Source organism: Streptomyces roseoverticillatus, from assembly GCF_000719265.1.
In the GTDB taxonomy this organism is placed as follows: Bacteria; Actinomycetota; Actinomycetes; order Streptomycetales; family Streptomycetaceae; genus Streptomyces; species Streptomyces roseoverticillatus.
This window is the reverse complement of record NZ_JOFL01000004.1, coordinates 1-21,479: the sequence shown is the minus strand read 5'-3', so window position 1 is coordinate 21,479 and position 21,479 is coordinate 1. Positions and strand designations below refer to the sequence as shown.

The 21,479-nt window shown below is 72.4% G+C and carries 20 protein-coding genes and 1 tRNA gene; 9 read left to right on the top strand and 12 right to left on the bottom strand.

What is annotated here, in order from left to right; all coding sequences use genetic code 11:
- The first annotated feature begins 173 nt into the window (after positions 1 to 173).
- Entirely contained in the window at positions 174 to 512 is a 339-nt protein-coding gene (locus tag IF61_RS32025; RefSeq protein WP_157848544.1) for a hypothetical protein, read from the top strand.
- On the top strand, positions 509 to 1,681 hold the full coding sequence (locus tag IF61_RS0105365) for a methyltransferase domain-containing protein (protein WP_245684415.1): 1,173 nt from the start codon (positions 509 to 511) through the stop codon (positions 1,679 to 1,681). Before IF61_RS32025 ends, IF61_RS0105365 begins: the two co-directional genes overlap by 4 nt.
- A 58-nt stretch (positions 1,682 to 1,739) precedes the next feature.
- On the opposite strand, the gene IF61_RS0105360 is transcribed toward IF61_RS0105365, so the two are convergent.
- From IF61_RS0105360 to IF61_RS0105345, 4 genes are all read right to left on the bottom strand, one after another.
- Positions 1,740 to 2,333: a Uma2 family endonuclease gene (locus tag IF61_RS0105360; protein WP_030365070.1), complete on the bottom strand. Its 594-nt coding sequence runs from the start codon at positions 2,331 to 2,333 to the stop codon at positions 1,740 to 1,742.
- 134 nt (positions 2,334 to 2,467) lie between these two features.
- A complete protein-coding gene (locus IF61_RS0105355; RefSeq protein WP_030365069.1) occupies positions 2,468 to 2,869 on the bottom strand; it encodes a hypothetical protein in 402 nt (133 codons plus the stop codon).
- Positions 2,866 to 3,114 carry a hypothetical protein gene (locus IF61_RS0105350; protein ID WP_030365068.1) on the bottom strand — a complete coding sequence of 83 codons (249 nt, stop codon included), beginning with the start codon at positions 3,112 to 3,114 and terminating at the stop codon, positions 2,866 to 2,868. Before IF61_RS0105350 ends, IF61_RS0105355 begins: the two co-directional genes overlap by 4 nt.
- 150 nt (positions 3,115 to 3,264) lie before the next feature.
- On the bottom strand, positions 3,265 to 4,752 hold the full coding sequence (locus tag IF61_RS0105345) for a DHA2 family efflux MFS transporter permease subunit (RefSeq protein ID WP_030365067.1): 1,488 nt from the start codon (positions 4,750 to 4,752) through the stop codon (positions 3,265 to 3,267).
- A 109-nt stretch (positions 4,753 to 4,861) separates the two neighbouring features.
- Between IF61_RS0105345 and IF61_RS0105340 the strand changes: the two genes are divergently transcribed.
- Positions 4,862 to 5,827 carry a helix-turn-helix transcriptional regulator gene (locus IF61_RS0105340; RefSeq protein WP_030365066.1) on the top strand — a complete coding sequence of 322 codons (966 nt, stop codon included), beginning with the start codon at positions 4,862 to 4,864 and terminating at the stop codon, positions 5,825 to 5,827.
- Positions 5,828 to 6,023: 196 nt separating this feature from the next.
- On the opposite strand, the gene IF61_RS0105335 is transcribed toward IF61_RS0105340, so the two are convergent.
- The gene (locus IF61_RS0105335; RefSeq protein WP_030365065.1) at positions 6,024 to 7,025 is read right to left on the bottom strand and encodes a sigma-70 family RNA polymerase sigma factor; all 1,002 of its coding nucleotides are present in this window, start codon (positions 7,023 to 7,025) and stop codon (positions 6,024 to 6,026) included.
- A gap of 434 nt (positions 7,026 to 7,459) precedes the next feature.
- Between IF61_RS0105335 and IF61_RS0105330 the strand changes: the two genes are divergently transcribed.
- Positions 7,460 to 7,906, top strand: coding sequence for a hypothetical protein (locus IF61_RS0105330; protein WP_052392423.1), 447 nt, complete (start codon positions 7,460 to 7,462; stop codon positions 7,904 to 7,906).
- Positions 7,907 to 8,097: 191 nt separating this feature from the next.
- Here the strand turns inward: IF61_RS0105330 and IF61_RS0105325 are convergent, their stop codons facing one another.
- Positions 8,098 to 8,910: a dioxygenase family protein gene (locus tag IF61_RS0105325; protein WP_052392422.1), complete on the bottom strand. Its 813-nt coding sequence runs from the start codon at positions 8,908 to 8,910 to the stop codon at positions 8,098 to 8,100.
- 119 nt (positions 8,911 to 9,029) lie between these two features.
- Between IF61_RS0105325 and IF61_RS0105320 the strand changes: the two genes are divergently transcribed.
- Positions 9,030 to 9,575: a MarR family winged helix-turn-helix transcriptional regulator gene (locus IF61_RS0105320; protein ID WP_052392421.1), complete on the top strand. Its 546-nt coding sequence runs from the start codon at positions 9,030 to 9,032 to the stop codon at positions 9,573 to 9,575.
- 132 nt (positions 9,576 to 9,707) lie between these two features.
- On the opposite strand, the gene IF61_RS0105315 is transcribed toward IF61_RS0105320, so the two are convergent.
- Both IF61_RS0105315 and IF61_RS0105310 read right to left on the bottom strand, forming a co-directional pair.
- Positions 9,708 to 11,213 carry an MFS transporter gene (locus IF61_RS0105315; protein ID WP_030365061.1) on the bottom strand — a complete coding sequence of 502 codons (1,506 nt, stop codon included), beginning with the start codon at positions 11,211 to 11,213 and terminating at the stop codon, positions 9,708 to 9,710.
- 119 nt (positions 11,214 to 11,332) lie between these two features.
- Positions 11,333 to 12,046 carry a TetR/AcrR family transcriptional regulator gene (locus IF61_RS0105310; protein ID WP_078659977.1) on the bottom strand — a complete coding sequence of 238 codons (714 nt, stop codon included), beginning with the start codon at positions 12,044 to 12,046 and terminating at the stop codon, positions 11,333 to 11,335.
- Positions 12,047 to 12,307: 261 nt separating this feature from the next.
- Here IF61_RS0105310 and IF61_RS0105305 point away from each other — a divergent pair, with 261 nt between their 5' ends.
- Positions 12,308 to 13,627 (top strand): M6 family metalloprotease domain-containing protein, encoded by a 1,320-nt coding sequence (locus IF61_RS0105305; protein WP_245684414.1) that lies wholly within the window; start codon positions 12,308 to 12,310, stop codon positions 13,625 to 13,627.
- On the opposite strand, the gene IF61_RS0105300 is transcribed toward IF61_RS0105305, so the two are convergent.
- Positions 13,593 to 14,234, bottom strand: a complete 642-nt coding sequence (locus IF61_RS0105300) for a TetR family transcriptional regulator (RefSeq protein WP_030365058.1) — start codon at positions 14,232 to 14,234, stop codon at positions 13,593 to 13,595. The genes IF61_RS0105305 and IF61_RS0105300 overlap by 35 nt on opposite strands.
- Positions 14,235 to 14,335: 101 nt before the next feature.
- On the opposite strand from IF61_RS0105300, the gene IF61_RS36205 reads away from it, so the two are divergent.
- From IF61_RS36205 to IF61_RS0105285, 3 genes are all read left to right on the top strand, one after another.
- On the top strand, positions 14,336 to 14,485 hold the full coding sequence (locus IF61_RS36205; RefSeq protein ID WP_169748801.1) for a hypothetical protein: 150 nt from the start codon (positions 14,336 to 14,338) through the stop codon (positions 14,483 to 14,485).
- Between the two features lies 1 nt (position 14,486).
- Positions 14,487 to 14,861, top strand: coding sequence for a hypothetical protein (locus IF61_RS36820; protein WP_245684413.1), 375 nt, complete (start codon positions 14,487 to 14,489; stop codon positions 14,859 to 14,861).
- A gap of 46 nt (positions 14,862 to 14,907) precedes the next feature.
- Positions 14,908 to 14,980 (top strand) — tRNA-Arg (locus IF61_RS0105285).
- Positions 14,981 to 15,032: 52 nt separating this feature from the next.
- Here the strand turns inward: IF61_RS0105285 and IF61_RS0105280 are convergent.
- The 3 genes from IF61_RS0105280 to IF61_RS0105270 all read right to left on the bottom strand — a co-directional run.
- Complete coding sequence (locus IF61_RS0105280; protein WP_030365056.1) at positions 15,033 to 16,454, bottom strand: DUF6177 family protein; 1,422 nt, start codon at positions 16,452 to 16,454, stop codon at positions 15,033 to 15,035.
- A gap of 65 nt (positions 16,455 to 16,519) precedes the next feature.
- The gene (locus IF61_RS0105275) at positions 16,520 to 20,563 is read right to left on the bottom strand and encodes a type VII secretion protein EccC (RefSeq protein WP_030365055.1); all 4,044 of its coding nucleotides are present in this window, start codon (positions 20,561 to 20,563) and stop codon (positions 16,520 to 16,522) included.
- Positions 20,560 to 21,479 (bottom strand): nucleotide-binding protein (locus IF61_RS0105270; protein WP_030365054.1); only part of this gene is annotated, 920 nt, incomplete at its 5' end. The genes IF61_RS0105270 and IF61_RS0105275, both read right to left, overlap by 4 nt.

Genomic DNA, 21,479 nt, shown 5'->3' with positions numbered 1-21,479 from the left:
CGTTCACGAACGAGGCACGAAACATGGCGAACCGCACACCCCGGACCCACGCTACAGACCACCCTGTCCCCGGGGGCGCACTTCCCGTACCGCCCGAAGGCTTGAGCACTCGCGTAGCAGCGGCCAACGTCATGAGCCGGGTCAACGCGGCAGCCGATGCGGAGGGAGGCGGCATGAGCACGTCTCCGGCTCCGGCCGTACCCGAACGCCCCTCCCGTGTGTGCAGGAAGTGCATCCGGCTCACCCTCGCCCGCGCGACCGCCGTCCGCGACGGCCGTTGGGGCGACGTCATCGCGCTCTCAGAAGCGAGGACGCGGCACGAGCAGGAGCACGCCGATCAACCGGAGGAGAGCGTAATGAGCGTCCATTCGAGCACCCCGTACGTGCAGGCCGGCGGCCACGGGAAGCCGCAGGACGAAGGCGACGGACACCCCGGGCAGCCGTGGACCCCGACCGACGAGCCGACCCCGGACGGGTCGACGCCTCCCGGCGGCGGGACGCACGGCAAGTGACGTCGCCGACCGCACAGCCGACCGCACCCGCCGTGGACTCCGGCCGGGACGGACTCCGCCGTCTCCTCCTCGACACGGGCGCCCTCGAACCCGCCTGGGTCCCCGCCTTCGACGCCGTACGCCGGGCCGACTTCCTGCCCGGCGTGATGTGGCCGCACGACATGGCCACCGGCCGCAGCCGCACGGTGGACAAGGCGCGCGACCCGGACGCGTGGCAGAGCTACGCCGACTCCGACTGCCCCATCGTCACGCAGTGGGACGACGGCGCCCACAACGGACCCGAGCCCGGAAGGTCGTTCAGCTCCTCGTCGTCCATGCCGAGCCTGGTCTTCTCCATGCTCGCGGACCTGGACGTCCGCGAAGGGCAGCGGGTGCTGGAGATCGGGACGGGCACGGGCTGGAACGCGGCGCTGCTCGCCCACCGGGTCGGGGCGGGGAACGTCGTCACGGTGGACGTGGACGGCGTCGTGGCCGCCGGCGCGCGGGCGGCGTTGCAACGGGCCGGGCTGCCGGTCCGCGTCCTGCACCGCGACGGATACCTGGGCTTCCCCGAGCGCGCCCCGTACGACCGGATCATCGCGACCTGCGGTCTGCGGAACATCCCGTTCGAGTGGGTTGACCAGACCGTCCCCGGCGGGATCATCCTCGTCCCTTGGGGCACGTACTACGGCCCCGCGGAGGCCACGGCCCGCCTGGTCGTCGCCGACGACGGCCGGAGCGCGTCCGGCCCCTTCACACGACCGGTGGGCTTCATGCGGATGCGCGCGCAGCGGCTGGTGCGGCGCCAGCACGCGGCGTACGTGCCGCCGGGCGCGATGGACCGGGCCGACACCTCGGTCACCTCGGTGCCCGCGGCCGACCTGGACGGCTTCGTGCCGGGCCTGCTCGTACCGGACGTCACCCACGTAGCCGACCGCGAACGGGAAGGCCGACGCACCGTCTGGCTCTACGGGCTCTCCGACACGTCATGGGCAGCCGCCGTCTTCCGTGACGGCCGGAACGAGGCCAAGGTCTACCAGTCCGGACCGCGGCGCCTGTGGGACGAGGTGGAGGCCGCACACGAGTGGTGGGAGGCCCACGGAAGACCCGGCTACGAGCGCTTCGGGCTGACCGTCGAGCGGGGTGGACATACCCGCGTCTGGCTGGACGGCCCGAACGGTCTTCTGTAGGAGACGGCAGGAGTAGGTGCGCTGCAGGCCGCGGCCGAACGGCAGCGGCCTGCGTGGTTTACGCACCCGGCTGCTGGATCCTGGCAGGTACGAGCGAGGCCAGGTCGAGGCCGATCGTGAACGGTACGGGGCGCTCCAGCGTCCGGCGGAAGATGCCCGCCGGGGCGTAAGCGCCTGTCGGGGCGTCCAGCTCATAGACGTGGACGACCGGGCTGCCGTCCTCGTCCTCGACACACCAGTAGTGCGGGATTCCGGCCTCCGCGTACTTGCGGAGCTTGACCGTGCGGTCGCGGTGCGCGGACTCGGGGGAGACCACTTCGACGACCAGAACAACGTCGGCGGGGTCGTACCAAGTGCGATCGGGGTCGTACGGCGCCCTGGTCGCCAGGAGGTCCGGCTCCGGACGGTTGCGGGCGTCGAGCCGGATGGTCATCTCCCGTTCGACTTCGAGGCCGCCCGGCGCCTGGCTCATGAGAGCCGTGGTCAGAGCGGTGACGAGGCGGCCGTGCCAGGACCGCTGGGGCGACATCATGAAGACGAGGGCTCCGTCGATCAGCTCGGTGTGGCGCGGCGCGTCCGGCAGGTGGTCAAGGTCCTCCGCGAACCAGCCTTCCGCACGCGGCGGGCGCATCCAGTCGGGCAAGGCGGTCATGGCTCAACCGTAGCGACCGGTACAGGGCCGCGGCGCGAGATCGTCCGGGTCGCCCTTGAGCCCGGCAAACGCAAAAGCCCCGGGTAACAGAATCCGCGGCCGTCTCGGGGGCGGAGAGATCTTCGGCGCTCCCCTCAGATGCCGATGATCCGGACGCGGTCACCGCACAGCCGGGCCATGTCATCGACGTCGGAGGTGAGTACGGCCACCGGACCCGGCTGGCGCAGTGCTACCTCGGCGACCGTCGCGTCGATCGCGTACTTGTGGCCGTGCAGACCTGCGGTCTTGAGCAGTTCCGCAGACGCTTTCGCCGCGCCCTCGGTCACCGGCTCGACCTTGACGCGTGAGAGCGCCCACTGCAGCCGGGGCACGTTCACCCGCGCGTGGCTGACTTCCACGATGGTGCTGGCTCCGATGACGAGATCAGCGCCCATGGCATGGAACACCTGGAACATCGCGAGGATCTTGCGGTCCTGTGCGATCCAGGCGGAGAGTCCTCGGGAGTCCAGGACGACGGTCTCGACGCGCTCGTTCACGCCGCGCTCGCCGACCCGCCCGCCTCCGTCACCCCGAGGATCCTGGAGCGAGCCTCTGCCAGCTCCTCCTCGGTGAAGGCCCCGTATTCCTCCTGGTGGCACACCAGATCGGCGCCGAGCAGCTGGTGCCGCAGCTGACGCGCCACCGCCTCGGCGACATAACCGGAGACGTTGTCGGTGAGCTTTTTCAGCTCGGCGACCTGCTCGGTCGGCAGCGTCACCGTGATGCGTGTCGTATCCGCCACGGCGCGAACATACTGCGATATGCGCGCCCCGCGGGTCGTCTGGCCCGGCATAAGTCCGCGCACGGTGGGGCCGCACGGCAGGTGCATGGAGAAAGCCCTGGGCGGGCTGGATGCATCCAGCCCGCCCAGGGCACGTCAGAGAGGGACTGCTCAGGCCGCCGCCAGCTCCGCCTCCGGCTCCTGCTCCAGCGCCGGGGCGTCCTCCACCTTCCGTCGCTTGGGGAGGAGGAAGAGCAGGGCGAAGACCAGTGCCATGCCGCCCGCGACCCACCACATCGCGTGGGTGAACGCGCCGCCGAAGATGTCGGCCATCGACTCGCGGCGCGGGTCCGCGTCGTCCACGACGGAGAAGAAGGCGACCGAGACCAGGCCGAGCCCGATCGCGTTGCCGAGCTGCATCGTGGTGTTGATCAGGCCGGACGCGGAGCCGGCGTGCTCGCGCGGGACCTCGGAGAGGATGGCGTCGGTGATCGGGGAGACGATCAGGCCCATGCCCGCGCCCATCACGATGAGCGGGAGCGCCATCTGCCAGGACTTGATGTCGGCGCCGTAGCGGTTCGCTTCCCAGATGTAGATGAGGACGCCGGCGGCCATCACGAGGGCGCCCGTGGAGAGCACCTTGCGGCCGAAGCGGGGCACGAACTTCTGCACGGACATGCCGGCCGCCGCCGAGACGGCGAGCGAGAACGGGATGCCGGTCAGGCCCGCCCGCAGCGCGGACCAGCCGAGGCCGATCTGCATGTACATCGTCCAGACCATGAAGAAGATGCCCGTGGTCATGCCGAAGACCAGCTGGACGCCGACGCCGCCCGTGAAGCTCCGGACCCTGAACAGCGACAGCTCGACCAGCGGCGAGCCGTCCTTGCGGGTCTTGTGGCGCTCGTACATGACGAAGGCGCCGAAGACGAGCAGGGAGGCGGCCATGGATATGAAGCCCCACAGCGGCCAGTCGTGCTCGCGGCCCTGGGTGAGCGGGTAGAGCAGCATGAGCAGGCCGACGCTGGCCAGGGCGACGCCGACGAGGTCGAGCTTGAGGGCCTTGGGGGCCTTGGACTCGGTGATGAAGCGGCGGCCGAGGATCAGGCCGGCGATGCCGACGGGCAGGTTGATCAAGAAGATCGGGCGCCATTCGAGGCCGAAGAGGTTCCACTGGGTGAGCAGGGCGCCCAGCAGCGGGCCGGAGACGGCGCCGAGGCCGACGACCGCGCCGAACATGCCGAAGACCTTGCCGCGCTCGTGCGCGGGGAACGTGACGTGGATGATCGAGAGCACCTGCGGCACCATCAGGGCGCCCATCAGGCCCTGCAGGACGCGCGCGCCGACCAGCAGCTGCGGGTCGCTGACGATGCCGCACAGCATGGAGGCCAGGGTGAAGCCGCCGATGCCCAGCAGGAAGACCTTCTTGCGGCCGTAGATGTCGCCCAGCCGGCCGCCGGTGATCAGGCCGATCGCGAAGGCCAGCGCGTAACCCTCGCTGAGCCACTGCAGGACGCTGAAGGAGGCGTCGATGTCGCGCCGGATGCTGGGCATCGCGATGTTGACGATGGTGACGTCGACCAGATCCATGAAGGAAGCGGTCATCACTACCGCGAGCGCCAGCCAGCGGCGGCGGTCGTTGGGCGGTGAATCGGTGGTCATGGATGGACCTGGCCTTTCGGTGGGTGGACGGAGCGCGTTTCGGCGTATGAATCGACCGTAGCCCCCATATAGGACAGCTTGTGTCCCACTTCGCTGCCACCCTGATGTCATGACCGACACTCCGGCACGGCTCCTGAACCTGCTCTCCCTGCTCCAGACCCCCCGCGAGTGGCCCGGCAGCGAGCTGGCCGAGCGGCTCGGTGTGACCACGCGCACCATCCGGCGCGACATCGAGCGGCTGCGGGACCTCGGCTATCCCGTGCAGGCCACCATGGGCGCGGTCGGCGGCTACCGGCTCGCGGCAGGCGCCGCGCTGCCGCCGCTCGTCCTGGACGACGAGGAGGCCGTGGCCATCGCCGTGGGGCTGCGGGCGGGCGCCGGGCACGCCGTCGACGGCATCGAGGAGGCGTCCGTACGGGCCCTCGCCAAGCTGGAACAGGTGCTGCCGTCCCGGCTGCGGCACCGGGTCTCGGCCCTGCAGGCGGCCACGGTCCCGATCACGTCCGGGGACGGCGCGACGGTCGACCCGCGGACGCTGACGGTCATGGCCTCGGCGGCCACCGGCAACGAGCGGCTGCGCTTCACGTACCGCAAGGGGGACGGCACCGAGATGCAGCGGCTCGTCGAGCCGCACCGGCTGGTGAGCACCGGGCGCCGCTGGTACCTCGTCGCCTACGACATCGACCGCGGCGACTGGCGCACCTTCCGGGTCGACCGGGTCAGCGAGCCGTTCGCCACGGGCGCCCGCTTCGCCCCGCGCGAGCTGCCCGCGGCGAACGCGGCCGAGTTCATGAAGGGCTCGCTGGGCCGGATGCAGCCGACGATGCGGGTCGTCGCGACGCTGCACGCCCCCGCGGAGTTCGTCGCGGCACGGCTCCCGCAGCACCTCGGGGCCCCGCAGCCGGTCGACGGGACGACCTGCCGGCTCGACCTGGAAGTCGCCGACTCCCTGGAGTGGGTGGCCTTCCGGCTGGCCCTGCTGGACTGCGACTTCACGGTCCACGAGCCCCGGGAGCTGGTGGAGCACCTGCGCGAGCTGGGGGCGCGGATCAGCCGCGCGGCGACGTCGGCGTAGACGCGGCGACGTCGGCGTAGACAGAGGTCGGCGTAGACAGAAACGCAGAGGGCAGAGGAGGGCCCCGACGCAGGGGGGGGTGGCGCCGGGGCCCGGTCTATGAGGTTATGCCCTATTAAGCCGCTACGTCACTACGCCGCACCACGTCACACTCACCACGCCGCACTCATCATCACGTCGCACTCGCCACGTCGCTCTACGCCGCCGCGTCGAAGCCCGTGTCGTGCGCCATCTTCTTGAGCTCCAGCAGGGCGTGCTTCTCGATCTGCCGGATCCGCTCCCGGGTCAGGCCGTGCTGCTTGCCGACCTCGGTGAGGGTGCGCTCGCGGCCGTCCTCGATGCCGTAGCGCGCCTTGATGATCGAAGCGGTCCGCTGGTCGAGGCGGCCGATGAGGTCCTCCAGCTCCTCGCTGCGCAGCAGGGCGATCACCGACTGCTCGGGCGACACCGCGGAGGTGTCCTCCAGCAGATCGCCGAACTGGGTCTCGCCCTCGTCATCGACGTGCATGTTCAGGCTGACCGGGTCGCGGGCCCAGTCCAGGACGTCGCCGACGCGCGTGGCGGTGGTGCCCAGCTCCTCGGCGATCTCGGCGTGCTCGGGGTCGCGCCCGTTCTCGCGATTGAACTCGCGCTGGACGCGCCGGATCCGGCCCAGCTCCTCCACGAGGTGGACGGGGAGCCGGATCGTGCGGGACTGGTCGGCGATGGAACGGGTGATCGCCTGACGGATCCACCACGTCGCGTACGTGGAGAACTTGAATCCCTTGGCGTAGTCGAACTTCTCCACCGCGCGCACGAGACCCGCATTGCCCTCCTGGATCAGGTCGAGGAGGGGCAGGCCGCTGCGGGGATAGCGGCGGGCGACCGCCACGACCAGGCGCAGGTTGGACTTGATGAAGACGTCCTTGGCCCGCGTGCCTTCGGCCGCTATGGCCTCCAGCTCCTCGCGCGAGGCGGCCTTCGCGCCCTTGCCCGCTTCCTCCACGCCGTCGAGGATCTGCTGGGCGTAGACGCCCGCCTCGATGGTCTGGGAGAGCTCGACCTCCTTGGCGGCGTCGAGCAGGGGCGTACGCGCGATCTCGTCGAGATACATGCCCACCAGATCGCGGTCGGCGATCTCCCCGGAGGCGCGCACACTGCTCGCCCCCTCAGCGCCCTTGTCGGCAGTCTGACGACGGGCGACGGCACGGGTTGCCATGCGTACTCCCTTGCGATGAGTCGGTCGCGGGACGGGCGGGGCGCGTGGCCCGATGGGCTTCCCTATTGGGCGGACCCTGTCACGGTTGCCCCGTCCGATGGAAAGAACGACTGGAATCCGGACAGAATTCCCACGGAACATCTTGTTTTTGGTGATCATGCAGTATCCTGCGCGGCCACAGGCCCGGAGGCGCGCCGAGGAGACCTACGGAAGCGCAGGTCAGACCACACGACGGGATGTCCCGGCAGTCTCGCGGGCCCCTGGTGCCGCAGCCGGCCGAGACGGTCGTCACACCGGCGGGAGCGTCGCCCTTGACCGGTCTCCCACCCTCAAGGACGGCGCCGGCGGCTGCGTGGTTGCCACGCGCCGTTTGATCGATTTGCTCCCGCCCCGGCGCGGGTGTGCGCTGGTGGGGACGAGAGAGGAGCCCCTCGATGACGCACTCGATCATGCCCGGGCGCCACCATCCCGCCCACGAGGGCCCCGGCCCGGTGGCGCGCGGCACCCACCTCCGCGCCGGCGAGCCGGCCCGCTGGACCTGGGCCGTGCCCGTCACGGGCGGAATCACCCTCGGCCTCTTCGCCATCTTCCTGGCCGGCAACAACGGCTACACCACGGGCGCCGCGGTGGTCATCGGCGTGGTCGCCGGACTGATCGCCATGGCGGCCGGCTACGCCCTGCTCCACGAGCGCAACACGATGATCGCCGAGGTCCGCGCGGCGGCCTTCGGGGCGCTCTTCGGCGGCAGCATGGGATTCCTGCACGCCCTCAGCGGCGGTTCGGTGATCCGGTCCGCGGGCATCGGCGTGCTGACCGCGCTGGGCATGGGGGTGGCCTCGTACTACGTCTTCTACTGGCACGAGCACCGCGCCGACATGTGACGCGGCGAGGAGACGAGGGACGTACGGGGCAGCAGGGTGACAGGGCCTGCGACGTAGGACCTCAGACGGTTTCGTACGCCGGACGACCGGCCTTAGCGTGAAGGCCGATGCATCCCTACGCACCCGCCCCATCGGAATACGCACCCGCCCCACCCGAATACGTACGCGCCCTACCGGAATACGTGGCCGCCCTACCCGAACTGGACCGACCGCTTCGCCAGCCCCATCCAGAACCCGTCGATGACGCTGCGCTGGCCGTCCAGCTCGCCCTCGGCCGCGCCGAGCGTGACGAACAGCGGGGCGAAGTGCTCGGTCCGCGGGTGGGCGAGGCGGCTGGCCGGGGCCTTGTGCTCGAAGTCCAGGAGCGCGTCGACGTCCTGCACGGCGAGCGCCTCGCGCCCCCACGCGTCGAACTCCGCCGACCAGCCGGGCGGCCCGGAGCCCGCGTGCCGCAGCGCGGCCAGGTTGTGGGTGAAGAAGCCGCTGCCGACGATCAGCACGCCCTCGTCGCGCAGCGGCGCGAGCCTGCGCCCGATCTCCATCAGCCGGCGCGGTTCGAGGGTGGGCAGGGATATCTGGAGGACGGGGACGTCCGCGTCCGGGTACATCTCGACGAGCGGGACGTACGCGCCGTGGTCCAGGCCCCGGTCCGGGACGTCCTGCACGGGCGTGCCGGCGCCGCGCAGCGTCTTGCGGACGCGCTCGGCGAGGTCCGGGGCGCCGGGGGCGGCGTAGCGGACCCGGTAGTAGCGCTCGGGGAAGCCCCAGAAGTCGTACACGAGCGGGACGGTCTCCGTCGCGCCGAGGGCGAGGGGCGCCTCCTCCCAGTGGGCGGAGACGATGAGGATCGCGGTGGGCCGGGGCAGGCCGGCGGACCAGGCGGCGAGCTCGGCGGTCCAGAGCTCGTCGTCGGCGAGCGGCGGGGCGCCGTGCGAGAGGTAGAGCGCAGGCATGCGTGCGCCGGTGCCGGCAGGGGCGGGGGCGGGGGTGTCGACGGCAGGCATCTGCCCTCCAAATACTTGAACTCTCAAGCTTTCAGTTCCGAGCTTAAGCCTCGCTTATTTAAACTTCAAGAACGCAGTGTGGGAGCGACAGGAAACCGGTGGGTGAAACAGTGGATGTCATGACCAAACAACCCGAAGAGGACATCGCACGTCCGGAGGGGGAGACGGCCGCCGCCGGCAGCGCCGCCGGGCCGCGCTGGCTGACCGACGCCGAACAGGACGTCTGGCGGGCGTACCTGCACGCCACCACCCTCCTGGAGGACCACCTCGACCGGCAGCTGCAGCGCGACGCCGGGATGCCGCACGTCTACTACGGGCTGCTCGTCAACCTGTCGGAGGCGCCGCGCCGCCGGCTGCGGATGACGGACCTCGCCCGGCACGCCAAGATCACCCGGTCCCGGCTCTCGCACGCCATCGCCCGGCTGGAGAAGAGCGGCTGGGTGCGCCGCGAGGACTGCCCGTCCGACAAGCGCGGCCAGCTGGCCGTCCTCACGGACGAGGGTTACGAGATGCTGCGCCGGTCCGCGCCGGGGCACGTCGCCGCCGTCCGGGCCGCGCTCTTCGACCGGCTCTCCCCCGAGCAGGTGGCCCAGTTCGGCGAGATGTGCCGGACGATCGCCACGGGACTGCAGCCGGCGGGGGCGGACCTGCCCTGGCTTCGCTGAGGACGGCCGCACACAGCTGAAGGCGGCTGCACACGCGGCCGAGGGCGGCCGCACACGCACGAAGGTCCCCTGCACACGTACGAAGGCCCCCGCCGGGAGGGCGGGGGCCTTCGTACGTGCGGGTCCGTCGGATCAGTGAGCCATCACCGGGACGGCGTTCTCCGCGTTCTCGCCGTCGCCCGAGCCGGCGATCGCGCCGCCCTGCCGACCGGCGTTGACGAAGACGACCGCGATCAGCGCGGACAGGCCCAGGATGCCGACCGCCCACCACACCGCGGTGGAGTAGCCGTGCACCATCGACTGGAAGGTGAGCAGCTTCGGGTCACCCGCGGACTTCATGTGCGACTTGAAGTAGTCCGTGGTGGCGCTGGCGGCGATGGTGTTGAGCAGCGCGGTGCCGATGGCGCCGCCGACCTGCTGCGAGGTGTTCACCATCGCGGAGGCGACACCGGCGTCGCGCGCCTGCACCCCGTACGTGGAGAGGCTCATCGCCGGCATGAACGCCGTACCCATGCCGAGGCCCATGAGCATCAGGCCGGGCAGGACGACCGCCGCGTAGGAGGTGTCCAGGTCGATCTGGGTGAGCAGGACCATGCCGACGGCCGCGAGCAGGAAGCCCGGGCCCATCAGCCAGCGCGCCGGGACGCGGTTCATCAGGCGGGCGCCGATCTGCGTGGAACCGGTGATCATCGTGGCGATCATCGGGAGGAACGCGAGACCGGTCTTGACCGGCGAGTAGCCGCGGACGACCTGCAGGTAGTAGGTGAGGAAGAGGAACAGGCCGAACATCGCGATGGCGGCCAGGCCCAGCGAGACGTAGACGCCGGCGCGGTTGCGGTCGGTGACCACGCGCAGCGGCAGCAGCGGCGCCTTGACCCTCATCTCGACGACCACGAAGGCGGACAGCAGGACCACGGTGGCGGCGAAGAAGCCGAGGGTGCTGCCGGCCGTCCAGCCGTCGGACTCGGCGCGGGTGAAGCCGTAGACCAGCGAGACCAGGCCGAGGGTGGCCAGGATGACGCCGGGGACATCGAGCTTGGAGGAGTTGCGGCTCCCGGCCGGCTCGCGGATCACGGCGATCGCACCGACCGCGGCGACGGCGGCGAAGGGGATGTTCACGAAGAACGTCCAGCGCCAGTTGAGGTACTCGGTGAACAGGCCGCCGAGGATCAGGCCGACACCACCGCCGGCACCGGCGATGGCACCGAAGATGCCGAACGCCTTGGCGCGCTCCTGGCCCTGGGTGAAGAGGACGGCGAGCAGCGACAGCGCGGCGGGCGCGAGCAGGGCGCCGAAGACGCCCTGCAGGGCGCGGGCGCCCAGCAGCATCCCGGTGTTGACGGCGGCGCCGCCGAGGGCCGAGGCGGCGGCGAAGCCGATCAGGCCGATGACGAACGCCCGCTTGCGGCCCCACAGGTCGGAGACGCGGCCGCCGAAGAGCAGCAGGCCGCCGAAGGCGAGGGCGTAGGCGGTGATGACCCACTGGCGGTTGCCGTCCGAGATGCCGAGGTCGGCCTGGGCGGAGGGCAGCGCGATGTTCACGATGGTCGCGTCGAGGACGACCATCAGCTGCGCCAGGGCGATGAATATGAGCGCTTTCCAGCGCTTGGGGTCGAGGGGGGTGGTGACGTCTGGCATGAGTGGGCCTACCTCGGCGGCAGTGGTGGGGTGGTGCGGGACGGTGGTGGTGTCTTCCGAGACGGGCTGCTCGCTCGGCTCGGTGAAGTCTTCGGTGAGGGCCGCGGTGGAGCGGGAGGTCATCCGGTTCCGGCGGCGGGGTCCGTGGCAGCGGGGCCCATGGCGGCAGGGTCCGTAGCAGCGGGGCCCGTGGCGACGCAGTGCTTCTGGCGGCGCAGCTCCTCCAAGGTGACGGCGGAGCCGGGCAGTTCGGACCGGGCGGGAGTCATCAGGCCGTCGAGGAACAACTGCAGGTGCCGGTGGATGAACTGATCGAAGACCGCGCAGCCCTTGCCCGGCAGCGGCCGGGTCAACTGCGTGACGGCGACCATGAGATCGCCGACCGCGATGTCGTCCCGCAGCTGACCGGATGCGCGCGCGTCCGCCATGATCTGCTCGATCTGCTCGTCGAGGCGGTCCCGCGCGGCCACCAGCTCGGGGTGACCGGGATCCATGCCCTCTTCGAGCAACGTGCAGAGCGCACCGACGCGTTCGTCCGCGGCGGCGTGGACGAACCGCCTCAGCGATCGGAAAGCATCGGGCTCCTCAGCTCGTGCGACCTCGGCCTGCTCGGCGAGGCGGGCCATGACGTGAAGGGTGACGTGGTGGATCAGCTCGCGGCGGTCCGCGAAGTGCCGGTACAGCGTGGCATTGCCGACCCCGGCCCGTCGAGCGATTTCATCGAGGGAGCTCTCGGCCCCGTACTCGACGAGCGCCTCGCGCGCGGCGGCGATGATCCGCTCGCGGTTGCGCAGGGCGTCGGCGCGGAGGCGCGGCTGGGAGGCGGTGACCACGGCCTTTGCTCCTTCGGAAGAGTTCGTGTGCGGGGGCTCGGCAACCGGGGAGGGATTCCCCGGTTCGCACGTACGAGGGGTAAACGGGGAGAAGCTCCCCGGATATTTCGGGGGCGGTAGTGATGCGCGTCACCTTTGCCCGGACGGGGCGGCAAAGGGCCCGATGCCCCATCTGCCGCAGTCCGGGGAGCGCGCCGGGGGCCGGCGGCGGAGGGTGATCACAGAGGGCGGCGCGGCGGCCGCCCCTGGGAGGCGCCCGGCATGAAGACGCCGGCCATCGTGGTCATGAAGACGCTGGCCATCGTGGTCATGGCCGTGACCACGCTCGCCATGACCTCACCCGTGCCCGCGGGCCGGTCCGGGCCGGACGGCGAGGCCGGCGCTCAGGGCGGCACGGCGGCCCTCGCGGACACCGGGGCGCGGCCGCCCTCCGGCCCGTGCGCCCTGCCCGGGGCCACCGACAACGTCTCCGAGACCGCGCTCACGCCGCCCGGCTACGCCCCCTCCAGGGGCGTCGTGCGGGCGATCACCTTCCTGATCGACTTTCCGGACTCCCCCGCCACGATCACCCCGCAGGAGCGCTACGCCGAGTTCTTCCCGGCCGTCGCCGACTACTACCGGGCCAGCTCCTACGGCCGGCTCGACTACCGCTCCACGCCCGTCCTGCGCTGGATCCGGATGTCCCGCCCGTACCCCGCGTACGGGATCGAGCGCGGCACGTCCTTCGACGCGAGCAGCGACGACGGCTACGCCGCGCTGTCGGCGGAGATCCTCGACGCGGTGGACGACACCGTCGACTTCCGGCGCTACGACCTGATCAACGTGCTGGTCACGCCGGACGCGGGGCCGCCGGCCACCGAGGACGTGCGGTCGGTGACCTTCGCCGGCACCCCCACCGGCCTGACGACGGCCGAGGGGACCCCCTTCATGAACGTGTCGTTCATCTGGAGCCGCCAGACGGGCGACAGCCCCTTCCGCGTCCTCAACCACGAGAACGCCCACAGCTTCGGCCTGCCCGACCTCTACTACACGGGCCGCGGCGCCGCCCTGCTGAAGACGCCGGTGGGGCACTGGGACCCGATGGACGAGGACTGGGGCCCGTCCGAGGACTTCCTCGCCTGGCACAAGTGGAAGCTGGGCTGGCTGGCCCCGGCGCAGGTGCGCTGCCTGGACCGGCCCGGCGTGCGCTCGTTCGCCCTGACCCCGACGTCCGTTCCCGGCGGCCTCAAGCTCGCCGTACTCCCCGTCTCCCGGCACACCGCGATCACGCTGGAGGCGCGGGCGCCCGGGCCGCTGGACCACGTGGTGTGCCGCCCGGGAGTCCTGGTCACCGCCGTCACGACGACCATGTACACGGGCTCCGGACCCGTGCGCGTCGCCGACGCCACGCCCGGCAGCGGAGGCTGCTACACGAGCGACCTGAACGTGAACGCGGCGCTGAGCGACGCCCCGTACACGGCCGGGCAGACGTACACGGGGCCCGGCGTGACGGTCGACGTGCTCGGCGCGGCGGACGGGGGCGGCTGGCGGGTGCGGGTGCGGACGGTCAGGCCGCGCGCCAGTGCCGGCGGCCGAGACTGATCAGCCGCAGCTGCCGCCGGGCGGTGTCGGCGATGACCCGCTCCTCCTCCGGTTCCTCCGCGGAGGCCTCCACGAACGCCGACGCGGTCATCACGAGATGGTCGACGTAGAGCCCGGCGAGCATCCGCACGTCCTCGGCGCTCCAGCCCCGCGACACCTCCTGCGCGGCGAGCGCGGCGGCGACCTCGTCCCCGAACCGCGCCAGCTCCGCCGCGATGGCCTCCCGCACCGCCCGCACCCCGCCGTGCCGCTCCCGGGCGACGAACCGCACGTGCGCCGGGTGCCGCCGTACGTGGTCCGCCACGGCCTCGACGCTGCGGTCGATGACCTCCTCCGCCTCCTGCTGCTCCGCCAGCACGGCCCGGATCATCACGTGCAGGCTCCCGAGCGACTCCTCGACGAGCGCGACGCCGAGCTCCGCCATGTCCCGGAAGTGCCGGTAGAACGCGGCCGGCGCGACCCCCACCACCCGCGTGACCTCCCGCAGCCCGAGGCTGCTCAGACTCTGCTCCTCCAGCAGCTTCAGGGCGGCGTCGAGGAGGGCCTGACGGGTCTTCAGCTTCTGGGCCTGACGGACCCCGAGCGTGGCGCGGGTGCTGCTGTTCATGAATTCAGTAAACAACTGTTTGCCACAGGGCGCCAGGAGCGCTACGCTGGATTTCAGTGAACAACTGTCATTCCAACTGTTCACCCAAGAAGGGCAAGGACATGATCTTCCTAGTGGCGGCCGTGCTCCTCCTGGGAGTCCTCGTGGGCGCCGCCGCCCACCTCACGCTCCCGGTGGTCATCCCGGCGGCCACGGCGATCGCCCTGTGGCTGCTGGTCTTCGCCGTCCGCGAACGCAGGAGGGAGCACTGAGATGACGACGACACTGACGCGCCGCAAGGACCGGTCCAAGGAACAGCACGCGGAGCGCCCCGCCGAGCAGAAGCCTCAGAAAACGGAGCAGGCCCAGGCGCAGGAGTCTCAGCAGGAGACTCAGAAGGCACCCACCCCGCCCGCCCGCCGCGAGGCCGACGGCATGGCCGTCGCCTCGTTCGTCCTCGGCCTGGTGGGCCTCCTGGTCTTCAATGTCGTCCTGGGCCCCCTCGCCCTCGTGCTGGCGACCCTGGCCCTCGCCCGCGGCACGACCCGCCGCGGCCGCGCGCTCCTCGGCCTGACCCTGGGCGCCGCCGACCTGATCGTCCTCGCGGCCCTGACCACGACGGACCACACCCTGTCCTGGAGCCTCTAGCCCCTGACCCCGCCTCCCCGCCACCCGCTACACTGGCGGCTACCTTGCCTCCGTAGCTCAGGGGATAGAGCACCGCTCTCCTAAAGCGGGTGTCGGCAGTTCGAATCTGCCCGGGGGCACAGCGAAACAGGAGTCCCCCCGTCCGGCCGGACGGGGGGACTCCTGCGTTTCTCAGCTCTCCGGCGCCGACTCCAAGTGGGCCGTGAGGTGTTGCAGCGTGACCCAGCTCCCGGCGTCCGTGCCGTCACCCAAGGGGTAGTGGACGGCCGGGTCCGCGGGTGGGCCGAGGCGCTGGGGGGTGAGGGCCAGGGGCGGGCGGAGGGCATAGTCCGGGCCCGCCGCGCGGACGCCCGCCGCGCCCAGGGTGTAGGAGACCGGGACCGGCGGCGCCTCGAAGTGCGGCGGGACCGTGAGGTCGCGGCGGGCCCGGCGCAGGGACGTGAACATCGTGGTCAGGCCGTGCTCGGCGACGAGGGTGCGGGCGAGCGGCCCGATCGCGTCCAGGGGCACGGGCTCGTCCTCACCGCAGCCGAGGGCGAAGGTGACGTCCTCCTCGATGCCCTGCCCGGTGCGGGTGACGCGGTGGGTGGCGATGGCGGGGCGGCCGGGGCCGCCGACGGCGAGCAGGTGCGTGGGTTCGGGCGAGCGCTCCCGCGCGAGGCCGGTCAACTGGCGCTCCGACCAGGGCAGGTTGACCGGCTCGGCAGTGCCCCAGCCGGCGGGCGGGGAACCGGTGAGCGCCGTCCAGGCGGTGGCGAGGGACCGGCCGAGGACCAGGTCGTCGTCGGGCTCGTGCAGGGTGCGGAAGGCGACGACGAGCTGGCGTTCCGCCGTGGGCGGCGCGCCCGTGAACGCCTCGGCCGTCAAGGTCTCCCCCGCCTCGTCGCGGACGGGGGCGAACGTGCCGTCCTGCCAGCGCAGTACGGCGCCGGAGAGCCCGTCGTAGTAGCCGCAGGCCGGGTCCTGGACGACCCAGCGGTTGGGAGCGCCGGTCAGGGCGGTGCGCAGGGGCAGGCTCAGGCGCACGTGGGGCGGGGTGACGATCTGCAGGGCGAGGCCGCCCGCGGTGGCCGTCCGGAGGATGTCCGAGAGCCACGCGGTCAGGGCGAGGACGGGCCGGTCGGCCAGGACGACCGCCGTGGTGCCGGTGAGGACGTCGACGGCGGGCTGCGCACCGCCGGGCTCCGGGCGGGCAGTGACACCCTCCTTCCCCTCCGGCGTCCCGACGACATCCGTGGTGGCAGCTTCCGGCGGCCAGACGACGCCGCCGCGCAGGGCGGCGAGGCGCCCGGCGACGGAACCCGCGAGGGGCGCGGCTTCGGGCACGGCCGTCGACGCACGGACCTCGGTCCACCAGAACGGGCCCTGGACGGGGGCCCGGACGCCGAGGAGGCGTTCGGCCTCGCCGGGCACCTGGACGAGCAGCGGCGCGTCGAGCGAGACGAGAGGGCGACCGTCGCGCGCGCTGAGCCGGATGACGGCGCCGTCGTGGGAGGCTTCGGCGCCCAGGTCGGGGCCGCCCGCGTACAGTCCGGCCAGCAGCGCCCAGGTGTCGGGCATGCGGGGGGTGAGGGCGATGACGTCCTTGGTCACGGGCGGTCCTGTTCCTGCTTCACGGGCAGTCCTGTTCCGGCTTCACGGGCGGTCCTGTTCCTGCTTCACGGGCGGTCCTCGTAGGCGAGGGCTGTCTGGACGAGCTGGTGGCGGCGCCCGCGGCGGACCAGCGTGCCCCGCCCGGGCGGCTGCGCGGACGCGTACAGCCCCGGGAACAACTGCCCCTCGGTGCGGTCGCCGGTCATGACCAGGGCGGCCGTCCCCGTCTCCCGCAGCGTGGTCAGGAACGGTTCGTACAGGGCACGCGACGAGCCGGCCACGCGCCGGGCCACCACGAAGTGCAGGCCGATGTCCTGCGCGGAGGACACGTACGGCAGGAACGGCGAGAGCGGCTGCTGCCCCGCCGTGGTGAGGATGTCGTAGTCGTCGACCAGGACGACGATGCGCGGCCCGGTGAAGCCCGGGTCGTCGACGAGGGCGTCGTGGTCGGCGCTCTCGTCCGGCAGGCGCTTCTCCAGCTCCTTGGCGATCCCGGCGGCCAGCCCCGCGGCGGTCTTCGCGTTGTGGGCGTAGCCGCCGCGGTAGGGCTCGGGGACGGCACCGCGCAGGCCCCGGCGGGGGTCGAAGACGGCGAAGACGAGCTCGTCGTCCGGGTAGCGGTCGGTGAACTGCCGGGCGACGAGGCGCAGCAGGTTGGTCTTGCCGCACTCGTTGTCGCCGAGGACCAGCAGGTGCTGGTCGTGGGCGAAGAGGTCGAGGAGGACGGGGTCGAGGGCCTCCTGGCCGACGCCGATGGGGACGCGCCGCGGTTCGGCCGCCGGGCCCGGCAGCTTGCCGGCGGGCAGCCGGGTGGGCAGGACGCGCACGGGTGCGGCGAGGTCGCCGTGCCACGTGGCGCGTACCGTACGGGCCGCCTCCTCCAGGGCGGGTCCGAGGTCCCCGGCGGAGGGGGCGGAGTCGATGCGCGGCAGGGCCGCCTGGGCGAAGAGCTTGTCGTGGGTGAGGACGCGGCCCGGCGCGTCGGCGCCGATGGTCTCGGAGAGCTTGCGGTCGATGCAGGAGTCGCTCGGATCGTTCAGGCGCAGTTCGAGCTGGGTGCCGAACATCGACTGGGTGGCGATGCGGACGTCGTTCCAGCGCAGCATGCCCGCGACGACGTGGATGCCGTAGCCGCCGCCCCGCTTGAGGAGGTCCGCGACGTCGTCGTCGAGGGCCGCGAACTCGTCGCGCAGGGCCCCGAACCCGTCGATCAGCAGCACGACGTCGGTCGAGCCGAGACCCGGCAGCCCGCCGTCGGCACGCAGCCCGCGAAGCTGGTCGACGGAGTCGATGCCGTGCTCGCGGAAGGCCTCCTCGCGGGCGGCGAGCATGGCGCGGACCTCGGCGACGGTACGGGCCGCGCGCTCGTGGTCGGCGCGGCCTGCGATCCCGCCGACGTGCGGCAGCCCGGCGAGCACCGCGAGCCCGCCGCCGGCCAGGTCCAGCCCGTAGACGGCGACCTCGGCCGGCGTGTACGTCAGCGCCAGTGACAGGGCGATCGTGCGCAGCAGGGTGGTCTTGCCGGACTGGGGGCCGCCGATGACGGCCACGTGGCCGCCGGCGACCGTGAGGTCGAGGTTCCACGGCCCCTGCCACTGCCGGGCCGGGTCGTCCAGCACGCCCAAGGGCACCCGCACGGCGCCGGGGCGGCGGCCGGCGAGTCCCAGCCCGCGCTCGGAGACCTCCAGAGGGCCGGCGGCCGCGTCGAGGGTGAGGGCGCCGGGCAGCGGCGGCAGCCATATGCGCCGGACGGCCGGCGCGGCAGAGCGCAGCTGGTCGACCATCGCCGACATCACGGTGGGGCCGGTCTCGCGCTCGCGCACGGCGGGCGCGGGCGCCTGGTCGCTCGCCGTCGCGGAGGCGGCGGGCGTATTGGTGGCAAGCGTGTTGAAAGCGAGCGTGTTGAAGGCGGGGTACGGCCAGGCCGTCGGTTTGTCGTCCGCCGTTCCGGCCGCCCGGGCGGGCCCGCGGTACGCGCCGGAGACGAACCCCGCCTTGAACCGCTCGTACGTGGAGGTGTCCACCTTGAGGTAGCCGAAGCCCGGCAGCGGCGGCAGGTGGAAGGCGTCGGTGGTGTCGAGCACGGTGCGCGACTCGTCGGCGGAGAAGGTGCGCAGGCCGAGCCGGTAGGACAGGTACGTGTCCAGGCCCTTGAGCCTGCCGCCCTCGATGCGCTGGCTGGACAGCAGCAGGTGCACGCCGATCGAGCGGCCGATGCGGCCGATGGACAGGAACAGGTCGATGAAGTCGGGCTTGGCCGTGATGAGTTCGCCGAACTCGTCGATGACGACGAAGAGGTGGGGCAGCGGCTCCAGCTCGGGGCGCTCGGCGCGCAGCGCCGCGTAGTGGCCGATGTCGGCGACGTTCCCGGCGTCCTTGAGGACCTGCTGGCGGCGCTTGACCTCGCCGGCGAGGCTGGTGTGGACGCGCTCGACGAGCCCGGCCTGGTTCTCCAGGTTCGTGATCACCCCGGCGACGTGCGGGAGCCCGGCGAAGGGGGCGAAGGTGGCGCCGCCCTTGTAGTCGACCAGGACCAGCGCCAGGTCCTCCGGCGCGTGCGTGGCGACGAGGGCGAGCACGAGGGTGCGCAGCAGCTCGCTCTTGCCGGAGCCGGTGGCCCCGACGCACAAGCCGTGCGGGCCCATGCCGAGCTCGGACGACTCCTTGAGGTCCAGCAGCACCGGCTCGCGGCGGTCGTTCACGCCGATCGGTACGCGCAGGAAGGCGCGTTCGCCGCGCGGCGCCCACAGCCGGGCGATGTCCAGGGCGGCCGGGTCCTCGATGCCGAGGAGCGCGGGGAAGTCGACCGGACCGGTGACGGGGGTGCCCTCGGCCGCGGACTCGGCCGACAGCCGGAGCGGGGCGAGCGTGCGGGCGAGTCCCTCGGCGGCGGCCACGCCGATCTCGTCCGCGATGCCGTGGGCGCCGGGGACACCGGGTGCGCCGGGGACACCGGGTGCGCGGAGGTCCTCGACGGTGATCCGTTCGCCGTCGACGGTGATCCGCACGCTCACCCGGTCGGGCTCGTGCACCTGCCGTTCCAGCAGGTGCAGCACGGTCACGCCCATGTCCGCCAAGGGAACGGCGGCGTCCGGCCGCGGCAGCTCGGCGGCCGTGTCCCCGTACTCGTCGCTGATCACCAGCAGCCGCCCGGCGAGCTGCAGCGCGTCCTTGCCGGACAGGCCGCGGCGCACCTCGGCCGCGTACGAGGCCCGCTGCCGCAGGTCGGTGCCGAGGATCCGGGCGAGCTGCGGCAGGCCCGGCGCGATACGGCGCGCGGCGACCGGCCCGTCGTGCTCCTGCCCGTCCAGCACGTGCGGGAGCCACTTCGCCCACTCCCAGTCGGCCAGCCGCTCGCCGGGCACCCCGATAGCGACGGCCACGTCGTCCGGTGCATGACCGGTCGCGGTCTGGACGAGCAGGGCACGGGCGACGCGCAGGACGCCTTCGCGGTCCCCGACGACGCTGACGTTCCCGGCCCGGTCCAGCGGCACCGTCACCGGGAAGTCCGTGGCCGTGGCGAAACGGGTCAGCAGGGCGCGCGCCTCGTTGAGCATGAACGGATCGGGCGGCGTCAGCACCCCGCCACCCGCGTTCTGGCCGATCGTCATCTCCCGTACGGGGACGGCGCCGGTACCCACACGGATGCGGAGGAAATCGGCGTCCGTACGGCGCCGCTCCCACAGCCGCGCCGGGTCCCCCACCAGGTCGTACAGGGCCTGCGGGGGCGGGCTGAGGAGCCGGGCCGCCCGGCGCTGTTCCCGCTCCACCGTCCCCGCCTCCTCCCGCAGCTCCTCCAAGTACTCCAGGTAGCGCTCGCGCTGGGTACGCCGGGTGCGCTGCGCCTTGCCGCGCTGGGACAGGAACAGCGCCACCGAGCCCATCAGCGCGACGACGAGGACGATGGCGCCCAGGCCCGCGAACTGGCTGTTGCGGATCACCGTCATCATCACGACCGAGCTCACGACACCGGCCAGGGGCAGCAGCGACGTGGCGGCGTTGCCCACCTTTCCCTCGGGCAGGTTCGGCGGTGGCTCGACGGTGCGCGGCGGCATCGGGGCGAGCGGGCGCGTGGACCGCGCGGGGCGGTGTACCAGCTGCTGCGTCACCGGGCACGCACCGCCCGCTCCAGCACCTCTGCCGCCAGCCGGGTGGCGGCCCGGCGGGTGGCCCGGCCGAGCAGTTCGGTACGGATGGGGCCTCCTCCGGCCAGATGACGGTCGTACGGCAGGGACACCACCGGGACGCCGGCCTCCTTCAGGTGCGTTGCGGCGGCCTTCACGTCGAGCGGCATGTCGGGCGAGGCCGCGGTCAGGGCGACCACCGTCGTGGTGAGCGCCGGGTGCGGCAGGCGCGCGAGCCATTCGAGGACGATGCGGGTGCCGCCCACCCCCTCGGCGGTCAGGGGAGCAACCACGACGCGCGCGTGGGCCGTGTCCATGGCCGTACGGGCCACCTCGCCCGGCAGCGACTCGCAGTCCGCGACGGTGACGGCGAAGTAGCGGCGGAGGGCCAGGGTGACCTTGCGGTAGGTGCGCAGGTCGAGGGGCGCACCGACCCGCCCCTGACTCGCGGGCAGCAACCAGCCTCCGTCCACGGGGACGAGGTACTCCGTGACGTCGGACAGGGTCATGGACGGAGTGAGCAGCCGTGCCAGCTCCGTGCACGACCAGCGCACTTCGCCGGCCCCGAGGCGGACGGGCAGCGTGCCGAGCGCGGCATCGGCGTCCAGGGCGAGGACCTGGTCGTGCCGGTAGTGGATGAAGGCGCGCGCGAGCAGGGCCGACACGCTGGTCTTCCCGACCCCGCCCCGGATGGAGGTGACCGCGACGACCCGGCCGGTCGTCACGGGCTGCTGCAACTGCTCCGCGACACGGGCCTCCTCGGCCACGTCCTGCGCGGCGGACGAGGCGAGTTTGCGGAGGGACCGCCCGGCACGGCGGGTGAGCGAGTCCCCGTGACGGGGCCGGCCGAGGGCGAGGGAGAGACGGGGGTCGAGGGTGGGGGCGGGGGCGGGGTGGGGGC

What these genes read in the sequence shown, in the direction of transcription:
- IF61_RS32025 (WP_157848544.1), top strand. Translation starts at nt 174, where the DNA reads ATGAGCACGTCTCCGGCTCCGGCCGTACCCGAACGCCCCTCCCGTGTG.
- IF61_RS0105360 (WP_030365070.1), bottom strand. Translation starts at nt 2,333, where the DNA reads ATGACCGCCTTGCCCGACTGGATGCGCCCGCCGCGTGCGGAAGGCTGG.
- IF61_RS0105345 (WP_030365067.1), bottom strand. Translation starts at nt 4,752, where the DNA reads ATGACCACCGATTCACCGCCCAACGACCGCCGCCGCTGGCTGGCGCTC.
- IF61_RS0105340 (WP_030365066.1), top strand. Translation starts at nt 4,862, where the DNA reads ATGACCGACACTCCGGCACGGCTCCTGAACCTGCTCTCCCTGCTCCAG.
- IF61_RS0105335 (WP_030365065.1), bottom strand. Translation starts at nt 7,025, where the DNA reads ATGGCAACCCGTGCCGTCGCCCGTCGTCAGACTGCCGACAAGGGCGCT.
- IF61_RS0105330 (WP_052392423.1), top strand. Translation starts at nt 7,460, where the DNA reads ATGACGCACTCGATCATGCCCGGGCGCCACCATCCCGCCCACGAGGGC.
- IF61_RS0105325 (WP_052392422.1), bottom strand. Translation starts at nt 8,910, where the DNA reads ATGCCTGCCGTCGACACCCCCGCCCCCGCCCCTGCCGGCACCGGCGCA.
- IF61_RS0105320 (WP_052392421.1), top strand. Translation starts at nt 9,030, where the DNA reads ATGACCAAACAACCCGAAGAGGACATCGCACGTCCGGAGGGGGAGACG.
- IF61_RS0105315 (WP_030365061.1), bottom strand. Translation starts at nt 11,213, where the DNA reads ATGCCAGACGTCACCACCCCCCTCGACCCCAAGCGCTGGAAAGCGCTC.
- IF61_RS0105305 (WP_245684414.1), top strand. Translation starts at nt 12,308, where the DNA reads ATGAAGACGCCGGCCATCGTGGTCATGAAGACGCTGGCCATCGTGGTC.
- IF61_RS0105300 (WP_030365058.1), bottom strand. Translation starts at nt 14,234, where the DNA reads ATGAACAGCAGCACCCGCGCCACGCTCGGGGTCCGTCAGGCCCAGAAG.
- IF61_RS36205 (WP_169748801.1), top strand. Translation starts at nt 14,336, where the DNA reads ATGATCTTCCTAGTGGCGGCCGTGCTCCTCCTGGGAGTCCTCGTGGGC.
- IF61_RS36820 (WP_245684413.1), top strand. Translation starts at nt 14,487, where the DNA reads ATGACGACGACACTGACGCGCCGCAAGGACCGGTCCAAGGAACAGCAC.